Source organism: Sulfurimonas sp. (assembly GCF_041563035.1).
GTDB lineage: Bacteria > Campylobacterota > Campylobacteria > Campylobacterales > Sulfurimonadaceae > Sulfurimonas.
The window spans coordinates 21,291-40,141 of the sequence record NZ_JBFFNS010000022.1 but is presented as its reverse complement, the minus strand read 5'-3'; the positions used below and the strand labels follow the sequence as shown (position 1 = coordinate 40,141).

Genomic DNA, 18,851 nt, shown 5'->3' with positions numbered 1-18,851 from the left:
TGCAGTAAAGTATTTTCCATACTGACTATATGCATAGTCATAACAAAATTTTGGTTCATAAATTTCAGTTGACATAATAACTGTACTTGCATAAAATGAATCATTTACTGTATTTATTTTTATATCTAAACCGGTTTCTGCATTAGTAATGAGTTTTTGTGCAGCTCTTGGATTATCAGCGTTATCTCCAATTTCCATACTATGTAAATCAATAGCGTAGTTGTATTGTAATGATGGTGAACGGGAAAGAGTACCTGGATACCCTGAAGGTAATGATATACCGGATACAAAAACATTGGTTAAATCTCCACCAGGGTAAATAATTGGAGTGTAATTGGTTGAAACTGGGTCATTATGTGGATGTATTTGTAGTGATTCTCCACCAAATCTTTTATCACCTTCTGCAGTAAAAATACTCATTGTAGCGTATACGTCACCTTCTTTAGGTGTGTAAAATCCTGATATAGAAAAATCTGTATCAGGAACACCAGCACCGTCGAGGATAGCTTTAAACCCATTAAATACTGATACATATCTTAGATTTGTAGATGATGATATATCCTGGTCATTATAGATAACTGCTATCATCCATGCGCCAAAGTTACCATCAGGGTTATTTGTTGCACCTGTCGTAGTGTACAAATTGTTGATTTTATAAGTACCAGTTCCAGCATTACTGACAATAGATGTAATGTCTGTATATGCTTGATAAGATAAAAACCATCGGCCATTTAATTTTGTATAAGTGTCTAACTTTGAAGTTGTTGTCCAAGGTGCTGTATGATTTACATCATCAGGTGTTGTGATTGTAATAGTTTTTGCTAAAGTGGCATCGAAGTTTGTAATTGCAGTGGCTTCTGTAGTTGCTTCTTGTGCAACACCCATCCAAAAAAGACCTGCCCAAGTAATTTGATGATTAGAAATAGAAATATTTAAATCAGCTGATGAGTTTGTAATCACTTTTAAGTCAGCATTTGCATTATTTATTGTCCCATCATCCTGACAGCTTCCATCTACATTTTGAGGACATAAAACAGTGTTCCCGATTAGGACAGCATCTCCACGTACAATATGATTAGCTATATTTTCAAAGTCTCTTCCTCCGTCACCATCTGCTGCAAATAAAGAAAATGGAAATAAAAATAATAACAAGAGGAAAGAATATTTTATACTATAAGTTCTCATAGAAGACTCCTTGATATAACAAAAAAAATAGCACACAAAAAATGGGCTCATGTACTATTTCACATTTATTATGCATCAATTATACTGTTTTTTTGCAAATTTTGTATGAAAACTCTTAAATTAGCTTAAATGTGATAAATTGTTTTAAGGTTTGATTTTGATGTTTTACTTGCTGTATAGCCCTATATTATGAGGGCTAAAGCAGAAATATTTAGGAGTTACTTGTTTAAGAAAGTAGAGATTTTTTCAGCTACGCCGTATTTTGTAGATTCGGCTAAAATTACTTGTGCAGCTTTGTTATTGTCAGTATTAAAAATTAGTGGTCCGATGAAGTTTACAACTGAACTCTCTATAGGAGTCTGGATTAGAACGATGTTTAAAATTAAAAGATTTGACTTTTCATCTATCTCCATTATGTCTTTAACATTATTTGGAACTTCAAAGTCATATTCTCTTAAAACAAAAGGGTCGATTAGAGTAAAAGATATATGTGCATCTTCACATGAAACCATTTTCATAAAAACATCATCAATCTTTTCTAACTCCACCTGTTTTATGTTGTCAAAACCTAAAAGAGGTACGCTTATATCAAATTTCATAAAAAACCTTTTGCAAATTATTTGTTTATTATAGCACCTAAAGCATAAAATGTACCATGCATATGTAGAGAGTTTAATCTGTGTTATATATCTTTTGGATAGAATATCAACTTATTTATTTATTGGGATATTATTTGATGAAATTAAAAAATAGTTTTTTCTTAACAGCACTGACAGCTATACTTTTCTTTGGTGGTTGTTCTAAAGAGTTAGAAGAGTACAACAAGCCTGCCGTATATTGGTACGGAAAAATAGTAAAAAATATCTCTCAGGGAGATTTAGAGAAAGCTGATAACTATTATAGTTCTTTGCAGGGTGAACACATTGGGTCACCTCTGTTACCTGAAGCAACAATGATCTTGGCTATTGCGCATATGTACTATGAAGAGTATCTACTTAGTGAGCATTTTTTAAATGAGTATATAAAAAGATATGCAACAGCAAATGAAAAAGAAGACGCAGAGTTTTTAAAGATAAAAGCTAAATATATGGCACTTCCGAATCCAAGACGTGATCAGGCTCTTATTGAAGAGGCTATAAGAGAAGCACAAAAATTTAAGCATAATTATCCAAACTCCATGTATTATGCTGTAGTAGACACTATGCAAACACGCCTTTATATGGCAGAAGCTGCACTAAATGAGACTATCGCAGATCTATATGTTAGACTTGATAAACCAAAAAGTGCTGAGTATTATAGAGCTCTTAAGCCACAACCGTGGATAAAATGGGATGAGATCGATAGAGCAAATACAGCTTGGTACAGAGAGTGGTTTGAGGGTGACGGAACGGAGAGCTGGTATGGGTTTATGGTGCCTGATACAAGAAGTGTAGTATCAAGAAACTCTGTAGTTGACGACAGCATAACAACCAAAACTAAACCAAAAGAGATAGAAGAACCTAAGCAAAATTTGAGTAAATTTCAACAAGACGAATTAAATAAAGCACAAGATCTAAAAGATAAAGGCATCATCACAGAAGATGAATTCAATGCTTTAAAAGATAAGATTTTAGAACTTTAATAAACATAGGAAATAATATGAAATTAAGCAATTATGGCGATTTTCCAGCAGATATACCAGTTATAGCAGAAGACGAACTTTTTTTATACCCTTTTATGATTTCACCACTTTTTTTGAGTGACGAAAACAACATTAACGCAGCGACTTTAGCTATGGAAGATAGTTCTTTAGTGATTGTATGTCCGACTAAACCTTCTCGTGAAGGTGAAAGAACATATGACGCACTATATGATTCTGGTGTTGTAGGTTCTATAATGAGAAAAGTAGCCCTTCCCGATGGTCGAGTAAAAGTTCTTTTTCAAGGACTTGCCCGTGCTAAGACACTTTATGAAGTGCAAAATTCTCCACTTATTGCAAATGTTGATATACTTGAAGCTACAAATGTAGAGTCTCTAAAAATAGATGCGATACTAGAAATTGTTCGCGAAAAGGTAAGAATACTTTCTGGTGTAAGTAACTATTTTCCACCTGATCTTCTTAGAACAATAGAAGAAAATCATGATCATAATAGAATAATAGATCTTATCTGTAGTAGTGTTAAGCTAAAAAAAGAGCAGGCGTATAAACTTTTTGTTGAAGTAGATACAGAGAAAAGATTTTTATTTTTAATTGATTACCTTATAGATGAAATTGAAGCTAATAAACTGCAAAAAGAGATAAGAGGTAAGGTTCATTCTCATATTGAAAAAGTAAATAAAGAGTATTTTTTAAAAGAGCAGTTAAAGCAGATTCAAAAAGAGTTAGGAACAGATACGGCTCGTGATGAAGAGATAGAAGAGTATCGTAACAAACTAGAAGCCAAAAAAGGAAAGATGGGTGAAGAAGCTTATAAAGAGATCTCTAAACAAATAGAAAGATTCTCTAGAATGCATCCGGACTCTTCAGATGCATCTATGACTCAGACATATTTGGACTGGACTTTAGAGATTCCATTTGGTGAGAATGCAAAAAAAGCACTTAAAATCAAAGATGTTGAAAATCAACTCAATGAAGATCATTTCTCACTTAAGAAACCAAAAGAGAGAATAGTAGAGTATTTTGCCGTTAAAGAGTTGCTAGAGCTAAGAGGTCTATCCAGTGACAGTGCGGGTGCTATTCTTTGTTTTTCCGGACCTCCGGGTGTTGGTAAAACTTCATTGGCAAACTCAATTGCAGAGGCTCTAAAGAGACCGCTTATCAGAATAGCTCTTGGAGGGCTTGAAGATGTCAATGAGCTAAGGGGACATAGAAGAACTTATGTCGGTGCTATGCCCGGTCGTATTACTCAGGGTCTCATAGATGCTAAAAAGATGAACCCTGTTGTAGTCTTAGATGAGATAGATAAAGTTTCTCGCTCACAAAGAGGTGATCCTACAGCTGCTCTTTTAGAGATACTTGACCCTGAACAAAACAAAGAGTTTAGAGATTACTATCTCAACTTTGATATTGATCTTAGTAAGGTTATATTTATAGCTACTGCAAATGATGTTGGACGTATTCCTACACCTCTTCGTGATAGAATGGAGTTTATTACAATCAGCTCATACACTCCACAGGAGAAGTTTGAAATTGCTAAGAGATATTTACTTCCACAAGAGCTTAAAAAACATGGTCTTAAAAAGAGTGAAGTAAGTATTTCAAAACCAGCACTTAAAGAGCTTATTCATAGCTATACAAGAGAAGCCGGTGTTAGAAATCTTCGTCGTAGAATTGCAGATATGAGTAGAAAAGTAGCTCGCCTAATACTTGAAGACACAACCGTAAATAAAGTTTCTATCTCTCTTAAAAATCTAAAAGACTTTTTTGATAAGAGTGTATTTGAAATTGAAAAGACTACAAAAGTTCCTGTTGTGGGTGTTGTTAACGGACTTGCATGGACGGCAGTTGGCGGAGATGTTTTAAAGATAGAGAGCATTAGAATCAAAGGTAAAGGAAATATGCAGCTTACTGGTAGTCTTGGTGATGTTATGAAAGAGAGTGCCAGAATCGCCATGAGTGTTGTTAAGACTCTTATAGATGCTAAAAAACTGAAGATAGCGCCTGAAAATATTCCTCTTACATTTAAAGAAAAAGATGAAAATATAAAAGTTGACCCGAGTGAGGTTTATAAGCGCTATGACCTTCATATTCACGTTCCAGACGGTGCAACACCAAAAGATGGACCAAGTGCCGGTATAGCAATGGTAAGTGTTATCTCATCAATCCTCAGTGGAGAGAAAATTCGTTCTGAGATTGCAATGACCGGTGAAGTTTCTCTAAGTGGAGATGTTCTGCCAATCGGTGGACTAAGAGAGAAGTTGATTGCTGCGCATAAAGCAGGAATGAGTAAGGTTCTTATACCGTCGAAGAATTATGAAAGAGATTTAGAAGATATTCCTAAAGAAGTAAAAGATTCACTTGAAATAGTTGGTGTAAGCAGAGTAGAAGAAGTATTAAAATATATTTTAGTCAAGGAGTCGTAAGACTTCCTAGACTATAACTGTTGATATTTTTTGAATTAGGTCTGTGTTTCTTATTGGCTTCATTAAGAAACCATTAGCTCCAAATTCAAGAGCCTCACTTTTCTTTGTCTCATCAGTTGTAAGAACGATGATAGGTAATTGACGAAGATTATCATCTGCACGTACCACCTTAAGCATTTCAATCCCACCCATAACAGGCATAATGATATCGAGTAAAATAAGATCAATATCATTTCTTGATTTTAGTACACCGATGGCATCTGAGCCATTCTTAGCTTCTATAACCTCTTTAACTTTTCCACTTTTCATTAACATTGATTTGAGTAGTTTAAGATTGATCATATCATCATCTACAGCTAAAACTACTAAGTCTTCTTTTGACATATTTTATTCCTTAAATAAATTTTTCAAATACTAAACGTAGTAAATCTTTGTTTACAACATTTTTAATTAATTCATGTACATATAACACATCATCAGAATCTTCTTGTAGGGCAGGATCACTGATAAGAACTAAGTAGGAAATAAGTCCATTATCATTATTTGATACTTTAATATCACTTGAGAGTTTTTCTAAATTTAAACCATCTAATTCTTTGTCAAAAAGTACAAGTTTGTAAGTATTGGCACCTGTCAACTCTTCTAACTCCCCAGTAGTATGTGCAAGCTCATATGTGTAACCTAACGATTCTAAAAGTTGAATATATAGTCTTGATTCAAAGCGACTCTTTTTTGCTAATAAAATATCTGCTTTATATTTTTTCTTTTCATTAGTCGATTCCGGTTCTTTTATCTCTTGAATTTCTTCAATAGCTTCTTCTTCAAGTTCATCATTAAATTCTTCCACGCTATCTTCAAAAGATGAAGAAGTGTTATTAGCTTCTATTACTTCATCGGCACTTCTTGGTACTGATGGAACTTCTTCTATTATGAAGTCAGCAAGAAAATGGTTTAGTAGAGAGATGATTTCTGAACGAACTAGAGGCTTCGTAGTATACTCATCCAAACCAGCTTCAAGGAACCTTTCTCTATCTCCTTTTAGAGCATTTGCTGTAAGGGCTAAAATAGGAACGTGAGGTTGATTGAAGTCTTCTTCATATTCTAAAATTTCAGCAGTTGATTCAACACCGTCAAGGAATGGCATCTGGATATCCATAAAGATAAGATCAAAATTTCCATCTTTTCTCTTTTGGAAGGCTTCTAGACCATTATTAGCAATACTTACTGTCAGCCCTAAATCTTCAAGAGTTCTCTTGATCAGTTTTTGATTGATTATATTATCTTCTGCAACTAAAACATTTGCTTTGAACTTAGATGTTTCTTTGTTGAACTTTTTACGGTTCGTCTTTTTAGCTCTTTTGGCATTAAAGTTTTCAGTATTGTAGTTATCTAATGCTAGTTTAACTTTTGAAATATTTAGAGGCTCATATATAGTTTTGAAAATATTTATATGAAGAGAATCTATTTTTTTCATGTAGTAAGATTTGGTTAAAAGAATAAGAGCCTGAGGAAGGTTACCATAGCTAACTAAATCACCTTCTTGTGCATAGTCGTAGTCAACAAACACCAAGTCATAACCTACCTGTCTTTGAAGAGTTTCCAACTCATTTATATCTTTAAACGTTGTATAGCTAACACCATAGAAGTCTAGATACTCACGAAGGTAAGTCTCTTGTCTTTTTGTTTTATGATTATTTTCAAGTACTAAAGCGTTAAGACTTGAGAAACTCCCTTTTGAACTTTCATTGAGTGTTTCTACTTCTTCAAAATCTATAGTAAAGAAGAAAGTGGTTCCAGAACCTGTCTCACTGTGAAGATCAAGTTCACCACCCATTAACTCAATAAATCTACTTGAAATTGTAAGACCTAGACCAGTCCCACCATATTTACGGGTAATTGATGTATCTGCTTGAGAGAATGCTTCAAAGATTCTAGATTTCTGTTCACTGGTTACACCGATACCGCTATCTTGAACCTCAAATCTAACTCTTGTTTTACCTTCTTGATCACACTCAACTTGTCTAATGTCAACATTGATTGAACCAGCACTGCTTGTAAATTTAACAGCATTTGAAAGAAGGTTAATGATAACTTCTTTAATCTTAGTCGGATCACCTTTTAGTGGATGTTCTAACGCCGGGTCAATGAAACATCCAAGGTCGATATGTTTCTCACTTGCACGTACTGCATATACTTCAACAGCACTCTCAAACTCATCAATTGGGTTAAATACAATATCTTCAATCTCTAGTTTATTACTTTCAATTTTAGAAAGGTCAAGGATATTATTGATAATTTCAAGAAGGTTTTCAGATGATTTCTCAATAATCTCAACAAATTCATGCTGCTCTTCTCCAAGACCTGTATCTTTAAGAAGTTCAGTAAATCCAACAATACCGTTAAGCGGTGTACGTATTTCATGAGACATATTTGCAAGGAACATAGATTTTGCTTCACTTGCCTCTTGTGCAGACTCTTTATCTTCTCTTGTCTGCTCAATAATCTTCTCTAGTAAGTCATAAGCCTCTGCAGTACCATCTGCTGTATGTAGATTAATAACGGCTGTTTCATCTTGATCGTCACTAGTATCTTCAGCAACCCTTTTTAGTACATCCTCAAGGTTTTTGATATTTCTAGTAATCTCATTTGATAGGAAATAACCCAGTGTTGCAAGGATCAGTGATATTAGCCAGATTGTAAGAGTAATAATCAGAAATTGTAAAGATTCAGCTTGTACTTCTTTTGCTCTTTTATCCATTTCATTAAGAAGTAAATCTTCGGCATTTGAAATAATATTGATTTTCTCAGAGTGCATAGTGAACCAAACACCGGAAGTAATGTCATATTGTCCGCTTTGACTAGCTGAGATTATTGCAGTTCTTTCAGTATTTATATCTTGAAAAAGTTCTTTAGCATCTTCATTTTCAAAGAGTAGTTTTAATTCATTTAGAAGGTTTTTATTATGCAGTGTTCTATAACTAATAGCATCTGCTTTACCGATAACTGAAATCCATTTATTTAGATCTTCTTCTTCTAGTTTATTTGAACGGGAAATGATGTAAGACATATATCCCCTCTCAATACCACTAAACTCTTTAGCATTAACCATGGCAATATATATTGAATAAAGCTCATTAATATTTTGATCTGTCTGGTTCTCTGTGATTTGCTCAAGTTGAGATATAAATTCTCTTTCACTTTTACTGTATACGTTTGTAAAAACATCTCTAAACTTTATTTTATTTTCATCTACAAGCTCTCTTGCCTCATGAATCTTGAGTAAAGAAGCTTCAACAGAACTTTGATTTTGACAAGCAATACAATTCTCTTCTCCTTGTGAATGGTCATGTAAGGCAGAATCATTTTTTGTATAATCTAAGTAAGCGTTTGTCTTTATATCAACAACTTTTCTTTGTTCTTGCAAAGATTTAAAAATATTTTTTGTCGGGTTACCAAGGTACATTGCAGTCATACCTCTTTCTCTTGCCACATTACCAACTACATCATTTAAATATCTGTTTTCTGAGAGTTTATTGTGAAGAAAATCTGCACTTTGATAATCTTTGTATGATTCATACAAATAGTAACTGGTTAATGAAAAGAGAATAATAATAGGGAATAAACTGATTAATCTAAGTCTGTTTTTTAAACCTAACTGCATATATTAAACCTTTCTGCTTGATATTTGCTGTAATTTAGTATTAATAGCTTTTAAGGCTTCTTTTGCTTCATTAGAATCTTGTGTATGAATAATTGACTCTAGTTCTACTGTAAAATCATGAATTCTCATATTATCACTCATTCCTTTTAGTTTAATAGCAGCTTGTCTCCATGAGTCAGAATTACTTTGTTCTATGGCACTGTTAATCTCATTACAAGCATTTTCGCCCTCTATCATGAAATCATCAAACAGTGTTTCAAAACTTTGTGCATCTATGCCAATTTCATTAGCTGCTTGTGCCTTGTCATATTGTATAAATGAAGTTTCTTTAGTCGTTTGCTCAGGCTCTAGCTCTTTTATTTCATCATCTAAAGTAATTTTATCTAAATCATCAATCTCACTGATTTCTTCATTTAGTACGATCTCTTCTATCTCTTCTTCCTGAGTGTCATCGATAGTTAAAAAATCATCATCAGCCAGTTCCGGCATTTCTATTTTTTGAGGAACTTCAGAGTCATCAATTACTTGCTCTTCTATATCATCATCTTTAAAGCTAAGTATTAAGTCATCATTTTCATTTGATATTTCTTCTTCCTCTACGCTTTGTAGAACTTCTACAAGTGCCGCTGGTTGAACACCTTTTCCAGATAGTTTTTCGATTATTATGTATAGCGTATCCATATTAGTCTTGATCTCGTCTGTATTATCTGAAGTATTTATTGTACTTAACACTTCAAAGGCATCTTCTATACGAAGATTTGCAGCAACACCTTTAAGTTTGTGAGATAGTATCTTTACATTGTCAGTATTACCATCATATAAAGAGTTATATAAATCATCTTTAAACTCGTTAGCTTGAGAGATAAAATCCTGTATGAATTCTTCTATTAAATCAACAGGAAGACCAAGCTCATCTGACGCTAAATGAGGATCATAAACATAGTCACTACCGACATTCAGTACTTGTGTATATATAGGAGGAAGAGATGCTTTTTTTGCTACTTCTTCTATCTCTGGAGTTTCTTTTTCTGTTTCATGTAATTCTTCTGAATCCTCTTGGATATCATCTATCTCTAGAAGTTCATCACCAAGGTCTATAGGGGCATTTTCATAAATGTCTTCTACAATTTTAGGGTTTATTTCCAAATTATCAATAGTGTCTGTCTGACTTTCTTCGTATGGATCGTGAGTGACTTCTATCTCTTCTAGTGGTTCTGGAGTGAAGACTTTATCATGTTTATCGTCTTCAAAGTTGGAACTAAAGTCTGGAGTATTAAATATAGCGCTACTTTGAGTTGAGACTCTTGGTGCCGGTTTTTCGAGGACATCTCCGGCAACTTGTTCATTTTCGACATGAGTCAATGCTCTTAAATTTACAAGGTTTATAATATAGGCTCTTCGAGATGGATCATCTACAAGGTAAGCTGTTTTTATATCAAGGGTACATCTAAAGTTTTTTCCGTTTGCATGAATTATTACTTTTGAATCTTCACTTCCTTCTGCGCAAGTAACAAAATCTATCCAGTGAACATGTTTAAAGTTATGTACAAAACCAGGTGTTTTTACAAATAGATCAGCAAAGTCAGCAGATTCACTTCTTAGTTGAGATAAATCTGAAAATCCTAGAGCTTTTAGATCAGATTCGTCAATTCCGACAAACTCTTTTTGATAGTTATAAATTAACATTAGTACCCCTTAATTTTCAGTTTCAAGCATTTTTTTGTATAGCTTTTCATTTTCTTCAATATCTTTTCTTGAAGCAACTTTTCTTGCAGCGATATAGCCAATTATCTCTTCATTGTCATTATGAACAGGAATGATTTCTGTATCGACCCAATAGTATAAACCGTCTTTTCGTAGATTTTTTACTAGGCCATTCCAAGCTTGACCACCCTTGATAGTACTCCACATTTTGGCAAATGCAGCTTTTGGCATATCTGGGTGCCTGATAATGTTGTGATTACTTCCAATAAGCTCATCAACTTTATAGCCTGACACTTCACAGAACTTTCTATTTGCAAAAGTTATAAAACCTTTTAAATCAGTCTGACTTATTATCAGACTGCCTTCAAAGATATACTCTTCATCAATTGGTACTACTTTGTCCATAAATAAACCTTATACTCTACAAAATATTATGGTTATAAATATATCATAATAGATGCAAAACTATACTTAGAAGTAAATATTTTTAATTACTTTTGCATCTTTTATGTTTAAAACAGAACTTATTTCTTCTATAGTTAAGGTTTTCAGGGCTTCAAAGGTGCCAAAATGATTGAGTAGTTTTTTCACCTTTGCTTCGGAGATCCCTTTTAGCTTTAAAAGTTTACTCTCATTATCAAGTTTTAGTTTTGTTTTTTTGTGAAAGCCAATTGCACTTCTATGTGCTTCATCTCTTAAATTTTGAGTCCATTGAAGTCTTTTGTCAGAGCTCTTTAACTTGAAAATATCATTCTTAGTATGAATAATATCATCAGCTTTACCTTTAGCTCGATGAGCTTTTGCATCAATTTTTTCTTTTGAAATAGCGATAATGTCTATGAAGACACCTGCAGAATCAACAATCTCGGATGCCAGTTTTAAAAGAGTCGCTCCACCATCGATTATCCATAAATCAGGAGGTGAGTTTTTGGAAAAACTTTCAACTCTTCTTGTTAAAGTCTCGCGCATCTGAGCGTATTCGTCTTTTGCTTCTAGGTGGTAAGTTCTGTAACTTTTTTTATCGAATTTTCCATCTTCATAAACAATCATAGCTCCTACTGTAGCAACACCAGCCATATGGGAGTTGTCAAAAACTTCCACCCTTTTTGGAATACGTTCTAGTAATAACAGATCTTTTAATTCGTTCAAAATTTTAGTATCAACAGAATCTTTGTCTTTTTTAAGAAGCTCTTTTGCATTTAAAATTGCTAGATCAATGAGCTGCTTTTTATTCCCCTGTTTTGGTACTTTAATGCTTGCTTTTTTCTCAAATACACTGCTTAGATGCTCCTCTATAACTTTTAAGTTCTCAAACTCAGATGCTACTAAAATAGGGGCAATAATAGGTGGTTTTTCTTTAGAGTAAAAATCTAAAAGAACTCTTTGGTAAAGCTCATCTTCATCGTAGCCTTCATTTAGCTGTATATAGTCGTGAGTCGATGAGATTATTTTCCCGTCTCTCATAAAGATTCTAACAATAACGGCTCTCGTTTCAGAGTTATGAAGAACAAAAATATCATAGTCTTCTTTAGTTGCAAAATCGATTTCACTCTTAATCTCTGAACGGGTGATTCTCTCTATCCTGTCTCTTAATTCACATGCCTCTTCAAACCTCATATTCTCTGCGTAAAAGAACATTTTTTCTTGAAGTTTTTTTATGAGCAATTTTTTATTTTGGATTAGTTCGTGAGCGAGGTCTAGTTCTTGTTTATATCTTGCACCTGAGATAGGCAGTTCACAAGGTCCCAAGCACTTGTCTATTTGATGATATAGACACAGTTTCTTTGATTTTAAACATCCTTTTTTTTGGACAAGTTTACAAAGTTCATAAACAGATTCTAAAATATCTCTTGCACCAACCGAATAAGGCCCAAAGTACTTAATATCCGGAGCTTTTATTATCTTTCTTGTTATGTCAAATCTTGGGTACTTTTGGGAGTTGTCTATATAGATATACGGATATGTTTTGTCATCACGAAGTAGAATGTTGTACTTAGGATTTAACTGCTTTATCAGCGAGTTTTCAAGTATAAGAGCATCGTGTTCTGAGTTTACAACTATGTAGTTCATAGACACAGTCTGGTTTATCATCTTGGTTATTCTAAGAGAGAGGTTTGAGTTTGCTTTTAGTTCAGGTATAAAACTGAAGTAGCTTTTAACTCTTTTTTGCAGATTCTTAGCTTTTCCGATATAAAGCAGATGACCATTCTTGTCAAAATATTGGTAGATGCCGGCAGAATCTGGAAGTTGTTTTATCGTTTCTTTAAGAGTCATTTTTGGCTTTTATTATGTCTTGAATAGATTTTACAAGAGAGTTTAGTTTTTCATCTTTTATATCGATACTGAAATCACCGGTAGCTCTTTCTGTATACTCTTCTTTAGAGTTTGTTTTAAAGAGAGTTATCTTTTTTATAGGTTTATTTGTTACAAATGCTTTTATATCGGTTACAGTGACTTCCATACATTCCTCTGGAGAGACAAACTTTAAAGCACTTTTAATACTTTGTATATTATTATCGAACTCTTGTTTAGCACCAGGATGATTAAGTACGAAAAAAAGTATATCATTTTTAAAATATGCAAACTTAATCATCTTTTGAAGTGCCGGCGAAAATATAGATTGTATTTTTTTAATACACCTGTATTTCGAAAGTTTAGAGAATTGAGGTCTATGTTGAATCGAATTAAGAATTTGAGCACTGTTTTTCATGCGCTTATTATAGCAATGTTTGTGTTAAGTGTAAACGGGTGTGGATATAAAAAAGCACCATATTATCAGGATGAAGCTCCTACTGGTGATGATAATGTCAAGTTTATTATAAAAGAGCCGGCTAAGTAATGCAGTACGATGTAATAGTAATTGGAGCAGGTGTAGCTGGTTTATATGCAGCATCTCACCTACCTAAAGATAAAAAAGTACTCATTATAAACAAAAGAGAAACTTTTAAATGTAACAGTTTTTATGCCCAAGGCGGGGTAGCTCTATCAAAAGACACAGATGATATCCCTTTTCACATAAAAGATACGCTTGAAGCCGGAGCAGGGCTTTGCGATGAAGAAGCTGTAAAAGTCTTAAGTCATAATTCAAGAGAGGTTATTGATGACCTTATAGATAGTGGATTTAAGTTTGATTCTGATGAAAACGGAGAACTGCTGTATACTAAAGAAGCAGCGCATTCAACAAGTAGAATCCTACATGCAGGTGGAGATGCAACGGGTAGACACATGCACTACTTTTTGTTGAAGGAAAATAAGCACCAATTACTAAGTGATGCAAGAGTTGTTGACCTTCTTATCAAAGATGGCGAGTGTTATGGTGTTACTGTATTAGATCATAGAGAGAGTAGAAATATTTATGCTCCAAATGTGATTATTGCCAGTGGTGGTGTTGGCTCACTTTTTGAATACCATACTAATGCACCGTGTATTAGTGCAGACATGCAGGGTCTTTGCCTTATGAAAGGTATAGCACTTGAGCATATGGAGATGATGCAGTTTCATCCTACAGTTTATGTCCATAGTGAGTACGCCCAAAAACTTCTTCTGACTGAAGCTTTAAGAGGTGAGGGTGCATCCATTGAAGATGAAAATGGAAAAAGGTTTTTGCTAGACTACGATCCACGTGGTGAGCTTGCATCTAGAGACATTGTAAGCAAGTCTATCTATGACTATACTAAAAAAACAGGTTTAAAAACTTATCTGAATCTGCAAAACTTTGACTATAACTATTTTATGCATAGATTTCCTAATATATACAAAAATCTAAGAGATATAGGTTTTGATGTGCCGATGCAAAGAGTGCCGATTTCTCCGGCTTTTCATTACGCTATAGGTGGAATAAAGAGTGATTTAAAGGGTAGAGTTCCTAATGTAGGAGGGCTCTATGCTATCGGTGAAGTTGCATCTGTAAGAGTTCATGGAGCAAATAGACTCGCATCTAACTCTTTACTTGAGGGTCTTGTTTTTGCAAGAGAAGCTGCTCGAGATATTTTAAATAATCCACAAACAAAAGAGATTCTTGAGTTTGAAGTTAGCGATGAGGTTATGAGTTTTAAGGATGATAAAGACAAAAAAAACTTGCTCCGTCGTATCATGTGGGAAAATGTCTCTATAGTGAGAACAAAAAAGGGTTTAAACGAAGCATTAGAACAAATTAATGCTCTTTTAAAAGAAAATATTGGTAAACTGTTGAAATTTCGTTTACTTACAGCAAAAGAGATTGTTCTCTCAGCATTAGCTAGAGACAAGTCTATTGGCGTACACACAATTTTAGAGGAGTCAAAATGACAAGAGTTGAAGATGGTGCTCACGCAGTTGATCTAGCCGTTGAACCATTTGGTTGGTTATTATTAGTAATATTTATCGTAGGGTATTACTTTATTGCTGCAGAGGAGAAATACCACATTAATAAGGCTAAACCAGCACTATTTACAGGTACCTTTATGTTTATGTTACTAGGTGGTTATTATGCATTTAATGGACTTGATTTTTCTTCATTTGATGTAGAAATAGCTCACCTTATATTGGAAATAGCAGAGATTTTCTTCTTCTTATTCGTGGCAATGACATTTATTGAAGCACTTATTGAAAGAAATGTTTTTGATGCTTTAAAAGAAAAGCTGCTAAGTTCCGGGTATGACTATAAAAAGCTGTTTTGGGTAACTGGATTTTTAGCATTTTTCATCTCTCCGGTTGCTGACAACTTAACCACCGCTCTTATCCTTTCTACTGTACTTATTACAATAGAAAGAAATAATAAGGCTTTCTTAGTACCAGCTGCGATAAATATTGTTGTAGCTGCAAATGCCGGTGGTGCTTGGTCTCCATTTGGTGATATTACAACACTTATGGCATGGTCTGCAGGTAAGGGAACATTTGTTGATTTCTTATTCTTATTCCCAGCTTCTATTGTCGGTTGGGGTATTACAGCTTTTTTACTTTCTCGTTTTGTTCCAGAAGGTTCACCTAAGAAAATTGAGGGTGCAGAGCCTGTTCATATTCATAAGGGCGGTAAAGTGATCATAGCTCTTGGTGTGTTTACAATTGCTTCAGCAGTTTTAGGCAAGCAGCTAATGCACTTGCCTCCGATGTGGGGAATGTTATTTGGTCTTTCTCTTTTACAACTTTACGCTTATACACTTAAAAAATATCATGATCATGATATTCAGATTTATAAATCCGTTTCAAAAGTTGAAAATGACACACTTCTGTTTTTCTTCGGTATATTAGCAGCCGTTGGTGCACTTCATTTCGCTGGTTTCTTAGCTCATGCTGCTCACCTTTACACTATGTTTAGTCCAACAAGTGTAAATATCGGTGTTGGATTTTTATCGGCAATTGTTGATAATGTTCCGGTTATGTCGGCAGTTCTTAAAGCTTCTCCTGATATTCCACTGGCACAATGGATGCTGGTTACTCTTACTGCAGGTGTTGGTGGTAGTATGATAAGTTTCGGTTCTGCTGCAGGTGTTGGTGTTATGGGAAAACTTAAAGGTGTATATACTTTTGGTGCTCATATGAAATATTCTTGGACGATTGTCATTGGTTACTTTGTATCAATAGCTGTTTGGTATGCACAGTATGAAATCTTGGGACTTTATATTAAGCCATAATTCAAAGTACCCTTGTCTTTACTTTGAGCTCCTGTGAATATTTTTCTATGAAAAATATTCACAGGAGCTCAAGAGAAGGGCAAATCAAATCTTAATCTTTTTTATAGTATCCTTTCGAAATTAATTAACACCTCATTTTTTTAAAGGCACCCATATGACAAATGTTAGCATTATCGTTTTAGATTTTGGTTCTCAGTACACTCAACTTATAGCTCGTCGTCTTCGTGAAGATAAAATTTATTGTGAAATTCTTCCTTATCACACATCAGTCGAAGAGATAAAAGCAAAAAATCCTAAGGGAATCATCCTTAGTGGTGGTCCATCTTCTGTTTACAATAAAGATGCTTATGAAGTAGACCAAGGCGTTTATAATTTGGGTCTTCCTGTTCTTGGCATCTGTTACGGAATGCAGAGAATTGCAGTTGATTTTGGTGGAAGTGTTATCCGATCAGACCACCATGAGTATGGAAAAGCAGAACTTAAAATAGAAAATAGTGGTGAAAACTGCTCTCCACTTTTAGCAGATTGTGATGATGGCAATGTAGTTTGGATGAGTCATAGCGATAAGGTTGATGTTCTTCCAGAAGGTTTTACTCCTATTGCTACTTCTGCTAACTCTCCTTATGCAGCTATTGCAAATGAAGAAAAACGCGTATATGCAATGCAGTATCACCCAGAAGTTCAACACTCAGAGGAAGGTTACCTAATGCTTAGAAACTTTGCAAAAAATATTTGTGGAGTAACTGAGAAGTGGAAAATGGAGCACTTCTTAAAAGAGCAGATTAAGATTATTCGAGAAAAAGTAGGAACTGGAAAAGTCCTTTGTGGACTAAGCGGCGGAGTTGATAGCTCTGTTGTTGCTGCAATGCTTTACGAAGCAATCGGTGATCAATTGATCCCTGTATTTGTCGACAATGGATTGCTTAGGAAAGGTGAACGTGAGCAAGTTGAAGAGGTATTTAAAATTAACCTAAAGACTCCTCTAATAACTGTCGATGCAGTTGACAACTTCTTAGGAAAACTTGCAGGTGTAAGCGATCCGGAAGAAAAAAGAAAAATCATCGGACATACTTTTATAGAAGAGTTTGAAAAAGAAGCTAAAAAACATGATGGTATAAAGTTCCTAGCTCAAGGTACACTTTACCCAGATGTAATTGAATCAATCTCTGTAAACGGTCCATCAGAAGTTATTAAATCTCACCATAATGTTGGTGGTCTTCCTGATTGGATGGATTTTGAACTTATTGAGCCTTTACGTGAATTATTTAAAGATGAAGTTCGTAAAATCGGTTTAGAACTTGGTCTTCCATCAAGTATGATAAACCGTCATCCATTCCCTGGACCTGGTCTAGCAATTAGAATTATGGGTGATGTCAATGTACCTGATTTAACTCTTCTTCGTGAAGCTGATGTTATTTTACTAGATGAGTTAAAAGCTAGTGGATACTATGCTAAAACATGGCAAGCATTTGTAGTTTTATTAAATGTAAAATCTGTTGGAGTAATGGGTGATAACCGTACGTATGATAATACTGTATGTGTTAGAGTTGTAGAAGCAGTTGATGGAATGACAGCAACATTTGCTCACCTTCCTCATGATCTTTTAGAGAGAATAAGCAGAAGAATTATAAACGAAGTTGATGGCATCAATAGAGTTGTTTACGATATTTCAAGTAAACCACCAGCAACAATAGAATGGGAGTAGAGATTTAAATCTCTCTTCTCATGAAAAGACAAATCTACCTCTTCGCAACTTCAAAGCATCCAGATGCAATAAGCTCTAAATCTTTAGAGGTTAGATTTTTAAAACCAAAGATTAACTTCACTAAGTACGACTACCTGATAATAACTTCCAAACAAACTGTTAAAGCACTTGAACAATACAAAAAAGAAGAATTCATAAATATACCTGCTCTATGTGTATCTGTAAAAACTGCCACAACTTATGAAAACTTTGGTGGAAATATTTTAGATATCGGTGATGGTTATGGCGATAATCTTGTTAAAAATATAAAAGAAAAGTCTAAGGATAAAAAATGGCTCTACTTAAGAGCAGAGCTTATAGCATCTGACTTTGTCCAGAGATGCCAAGATGATGGATATGATATAGATGAAGAGATACTGTATGTAAGTGAATGTGCCAGAGAAGGAATGGAAGTAGAGATTGAAGAGAACCCTATACTTATATTTACTTCCCCTTCATCAATAGAGTGTTTTTTAAAGACACACACTATCGGTCTAGATGCTAAAGTTGTAGTAATTGGCAAGACGACAGCAAAGGCTCTTCCTGATTCAGTTGAGTATAAAATATCACAAAAAACATCTATAGATAGTTGTATGGAAATGGCTTTGACACTTCAAGCATAAAGAAAATACAAATATTTTAAAATAACTCCCAAAAAAGACCCGTTTGTTAAATAAAATCAAGAAATTTTTTAGTATAATATATTCATAGTCTGAGTAGTTCGATATATCGTATATATGAGGGTTCTACATTTTCAAACAGTGAACAAGTAGAGTTCTTGTGTGTCGGTGTCATCGTTTGAGATATGTTAACTCTGTCGAGATGATGCTGCCGTTAGAGAACGCTCTCTTCACCCAAATTCGGCTTTTAGAACCGAGCCAAT

At 34.2% G+C, this 18,851-nt stretch carries 15 protein-coding genes; 7 read left to right on the top strand and 8 right to left on the bottom strand.

The window, feature by feature from the left end; translation table 11 throughout:
• Positions 1 to 1,185, bottom strand: a 1,185-nt coding sequence (locus ABZC13_RS12050) for a hypothetical protein (protein ID WP_373004156.1), incomplete at its 3' end; no start/stop codon positions are given.
• A 218-nt stretch (positions 1,186 to 1,403) separates the two neighbouring features.
• A complete protein-coding gene (gene fliW / locus ABZC13_RS12045) occupies positions 1,404 to 1,784 on the bottom strand; it encodes a flagellar assembly protein FliW (RefSeq protein ID WP_373004153.1) in 381 nt (126 codons plus the stop codon).
• A gap of 137 nt (positions 1,785 to 1,921) precedes the next feature.
• On the opposite strand from fliW, the gene bamD reads away from it, so the two are divergent.
• Both bamD and lon read left to right on the top strand, forming a co-directional pair.
• Entirely contained in the window at positions 1,922 to 2,806 is an 885-nt protein-coding gene (gene bamD / locus ABZC13_RS12040) for an outer membrane protein assembly factor BamD (protein ID WP_373004150.1), read from the top strand.
• 17 nt (positions 2,807 to 2,823) lie between these two features.
• The gene (gene lon / locus ABZC13_RS12035; protein WP_373004147.1) at positions 2,824 to 5,247 is read left to right on the top strand and encodes an endopeptidase La; all 2,424 of its coding nucleotides are present in this window, start codon (positions 2,824 to 2,826) and stop codon (positions 5,245 to 5,247) included.
• Positions 5,248 to 5,253: 6 nt separating this feature from the next.
• Here lon and ABZC13_RS12030 read toward each other — a convergent pair whose 3' ends face one another.
• The 6 genes from ABZC13_RS12030 to ABZC13_RS12005 form a co-directional block, all read right to left on the bottom strand.
• On the bottom strand, positions 5,254 to 5,631 hold the full coding sequence (locus tag ABZC13_RS12030) for a PleD family two-component system response regulator (protein ID WP_373004144.1): 378 nt from the start codon (positions 5,629 to 5,631) through the stop codon (positions 5,254 to 5,256).
• A 10-nt stretch (positions 5,632 to 5,641) separates the two neighbouring features.
• A complete protein-coding gene (locus tag ABZC13_RS12025; RefSeq protein WP_373004141.1) occupies positions 5,642 to 8,908 on the bottom strand; it encodes an ATP-binding protein in 3,267 nt (1,088 codons plus the stop codon).
• A gap of 3 nt (positions 8,909 to 8,911) precedes the next feature.
• Complete coding sequence (locus ABZC13_RS12020) at positions 8,912 to 10,594, bottom strand: Hpt domain-containing protein (protein WP_373004139.1); 1,683 nt, start codon at positions 10,592 to 10,594, stop codon at positions 8,912 to 8,914.
• 9 nt (positions 10,595 to 10,603) lie between these two features.
• On the bottom strand, positions 10,604 to 11,017 hold the full coding sequence (locus ABZC13_RS12015) for a PAS domain-containing protein (RefSeq protein WP_373004136.1): 414 nt from the start codon (positions 11,015 to 11,017) through the stop codon (positions 10,604 to 10,606).
• Positions 11,018 to 11,083: 66 nt separating this feature from the next.
• A complete protein-coding gene (uvrC, locus tag ABZC13_RS12010) occupies positions 11,084 to 12,886 on the bottom strand; it encodes an excinuclease ABC subunit UvrC (RefSeq protein ID WP_373004134.1) in 1,803 nt (600 codons plus the stop codon).
• Positions 12,876 to 13,205, bottom strand: a complete 330-nt coding sequence (locus ABZC13_RS12005) for a hypothetical protein (RefSeq protein WP_373004131.1) — start codon at positions 13,203 to 13,205, stop codon at positions 12,876 to 12,878. The genes uvrC and ABZC13_RS12005 overlap by 11 nt, the downstream gene beginning before the upstream one ends.
• A gap of 81 nt (positions 13,206 to 13,286) precedes the next feature.
• On the opposite strand from ABZC13_RS12005, the gene ABZC13_RS12000 reads away from it, so the two are divergent.
• The 5 genes from ABZC13_RS12000 to ABZC13_RS11980 all read left to right on the top strand — a co-directional run bounded on the left by ABZC13_RS12000 (position 13,287) and on the right by ABZC13_RS11980 (position 18,591).
• On the top strand, positions 13,287 to 13,451 hold the full coding sequence (locus tag ABZC13_RS12000) for a hypothetical protein (protein ID WP_373004128.1): 165 nt from the start codon (positions 13,287 to 13,289) through the stop codon (positions 13,449 to 13,451).
• Positions 13,451 to 14,899, top strand: coding sequence for an L-aspartate oxidase (nadB, locus tag ABZC13_RS11995; RefSeq protein ID WP_373004125.1), 1,449 nt, complete (start codon positions 13,451 to 13,453; stop codon positions 14,897 to 14,899). The genes ABZC13_RS12000 and nadB overlap by 1 nt, the downstream gene beginning before the upstream one ends.
• Positions 14,896 to 16,224: a sodium:proton antiporter NhaD gene (gene nhaD, locus ABZC13_RS11990; RefSeq protein ID WP_373004122.1), complete on the top strand. Its 1,329-nt coding sequence runs from the start codon at positions 14,896 to 14,898 to the stop codon at positions 16,222 to 16,224. The genes nadB and nhaD overlap by 4 nt, the downstream gene beginning before the upstream one ends.
• A 154-nt stretch (positions 16,225 to 16,378) precedes the next feature.
• On the top strand, positions 16,379 to 17,929 hold the full coding sequence (guaA, locus tag ABZC13_RS11985; RefSeq protein WP_373004119.1) for a glutamine-hydrolyzing GMP synthase: 1,551 nt from the start codon (positions 16,379 to 16,381) through the stop codon (positions 17,927 to 17,929).
• A 20-nt stretch (positions 17,930 to 17,949) separates the two neighbouring features.
• The gene (locus ABZC13_RS11980) at positions 17,950 to 18,591 is read left to right on the top strand and encodes a uroporphyrinogen-III synthase (RefSeq protein WP_373004116.1); all 642 of its coding nucleotides are present in this window, start codon (positions 17,950 to 17,952) and stop codon (positions 18,589 to 18,591) included.
• Positions 18,592 to 18,851 lie beyond the last annotated feature (260 nt).

Excerpts from the sequence above, each read along its gene's own strand:
- fliW (WP_373004153.1), bottom strand. The coding sequence starts at position 1,784 with ATGAAATTTGATATAAGCGTACCTCTTTTAGGTTTTGACAACATAAAA.
- bamD (WP_373004150.1), top strand. The coding sequence starts at position 1,922 with ATGAAATTAAAAAATAGTTTTTTCTTAACAGCACTGACAGCTATACTT.
- lon (WP_373004147.1), top strand. The coding sequence starts at position 2,824 with ATGAAATTAAGCAATTATGGCGATTTTCCAGCAGATATACCAGTTATA.
- ABZC13_RS12030 (WP_373004144.1), bottom strand. The coding sequence starts at position 5,631 with ATGTCAAAAGAAGACTTAGTAGTTTTAGCTGTAGATGATGATATGATC.
- ABZC13_RS12025 (WP_373004141.1), bottom strand. The coding sequence starts at position 8,908 with ATGCAGTTAGGTTTAAAAAACAGACTTAGATTAATCAGTTTATTCCCT.
- ABZC13_RS12020 (WP_373004139.1), bottom strand. The coding sequence starts at position 10,594 with ATGTTAATTTATAACTATCAAAAAGAGTTTGTCGGAATTGACGAATCT.
- ABZC13_RS12015 (WP_373004136.1), bottom strand. The coding sequence starts at position 11,017 with ATGGACAAAGTAGTACCAATTGATGAAGAGTATATCTTTGAAGGCAGT.
- uvrC (WP_373004134.1), bottom strand. The coding sequence starts at position 12,886 with ATGACTCTTAAAGAAACGATAAAACAACTTCCAGATTCTGCCGGCATC.
- ABZC13_RS12005 (WP_373004131.1), bottom strand. The coding sequence starts at position 13,205 with ATGATTAAGTTTGCATATTTTAAAAATGATATACTTTTTTTCGTACTT.
- nadB (WP_373004125.1), top strand. The coding sequence starts at position 13,451 with ATGCAGTACGATGTAATAGTAATTGGAGCAGGTGTAGCTGGTTTATAT.
- nhaD (WP_373004122.1), top strand. The coding sequence starts at position 14,896 with ATGACAAGAGTTGAAGATGGTGCTCACGCAGTTGATCTAGCCGTTGAA.
- guaA (WP_373004119.1), top strand. The coding sequence starts at position 16,379 with ATGACAAATGTTAGCATTATCGTTTTAGATTTTGGTTCTCAGTACACT.
- ABZC13_RS11980 (WP_373004116.1), top strand. The coding sequence starts at position 17,950 with ATGAAAAGACAAATCTACCTCTTCGCAACTTCAAAGCATCCAGATGCA.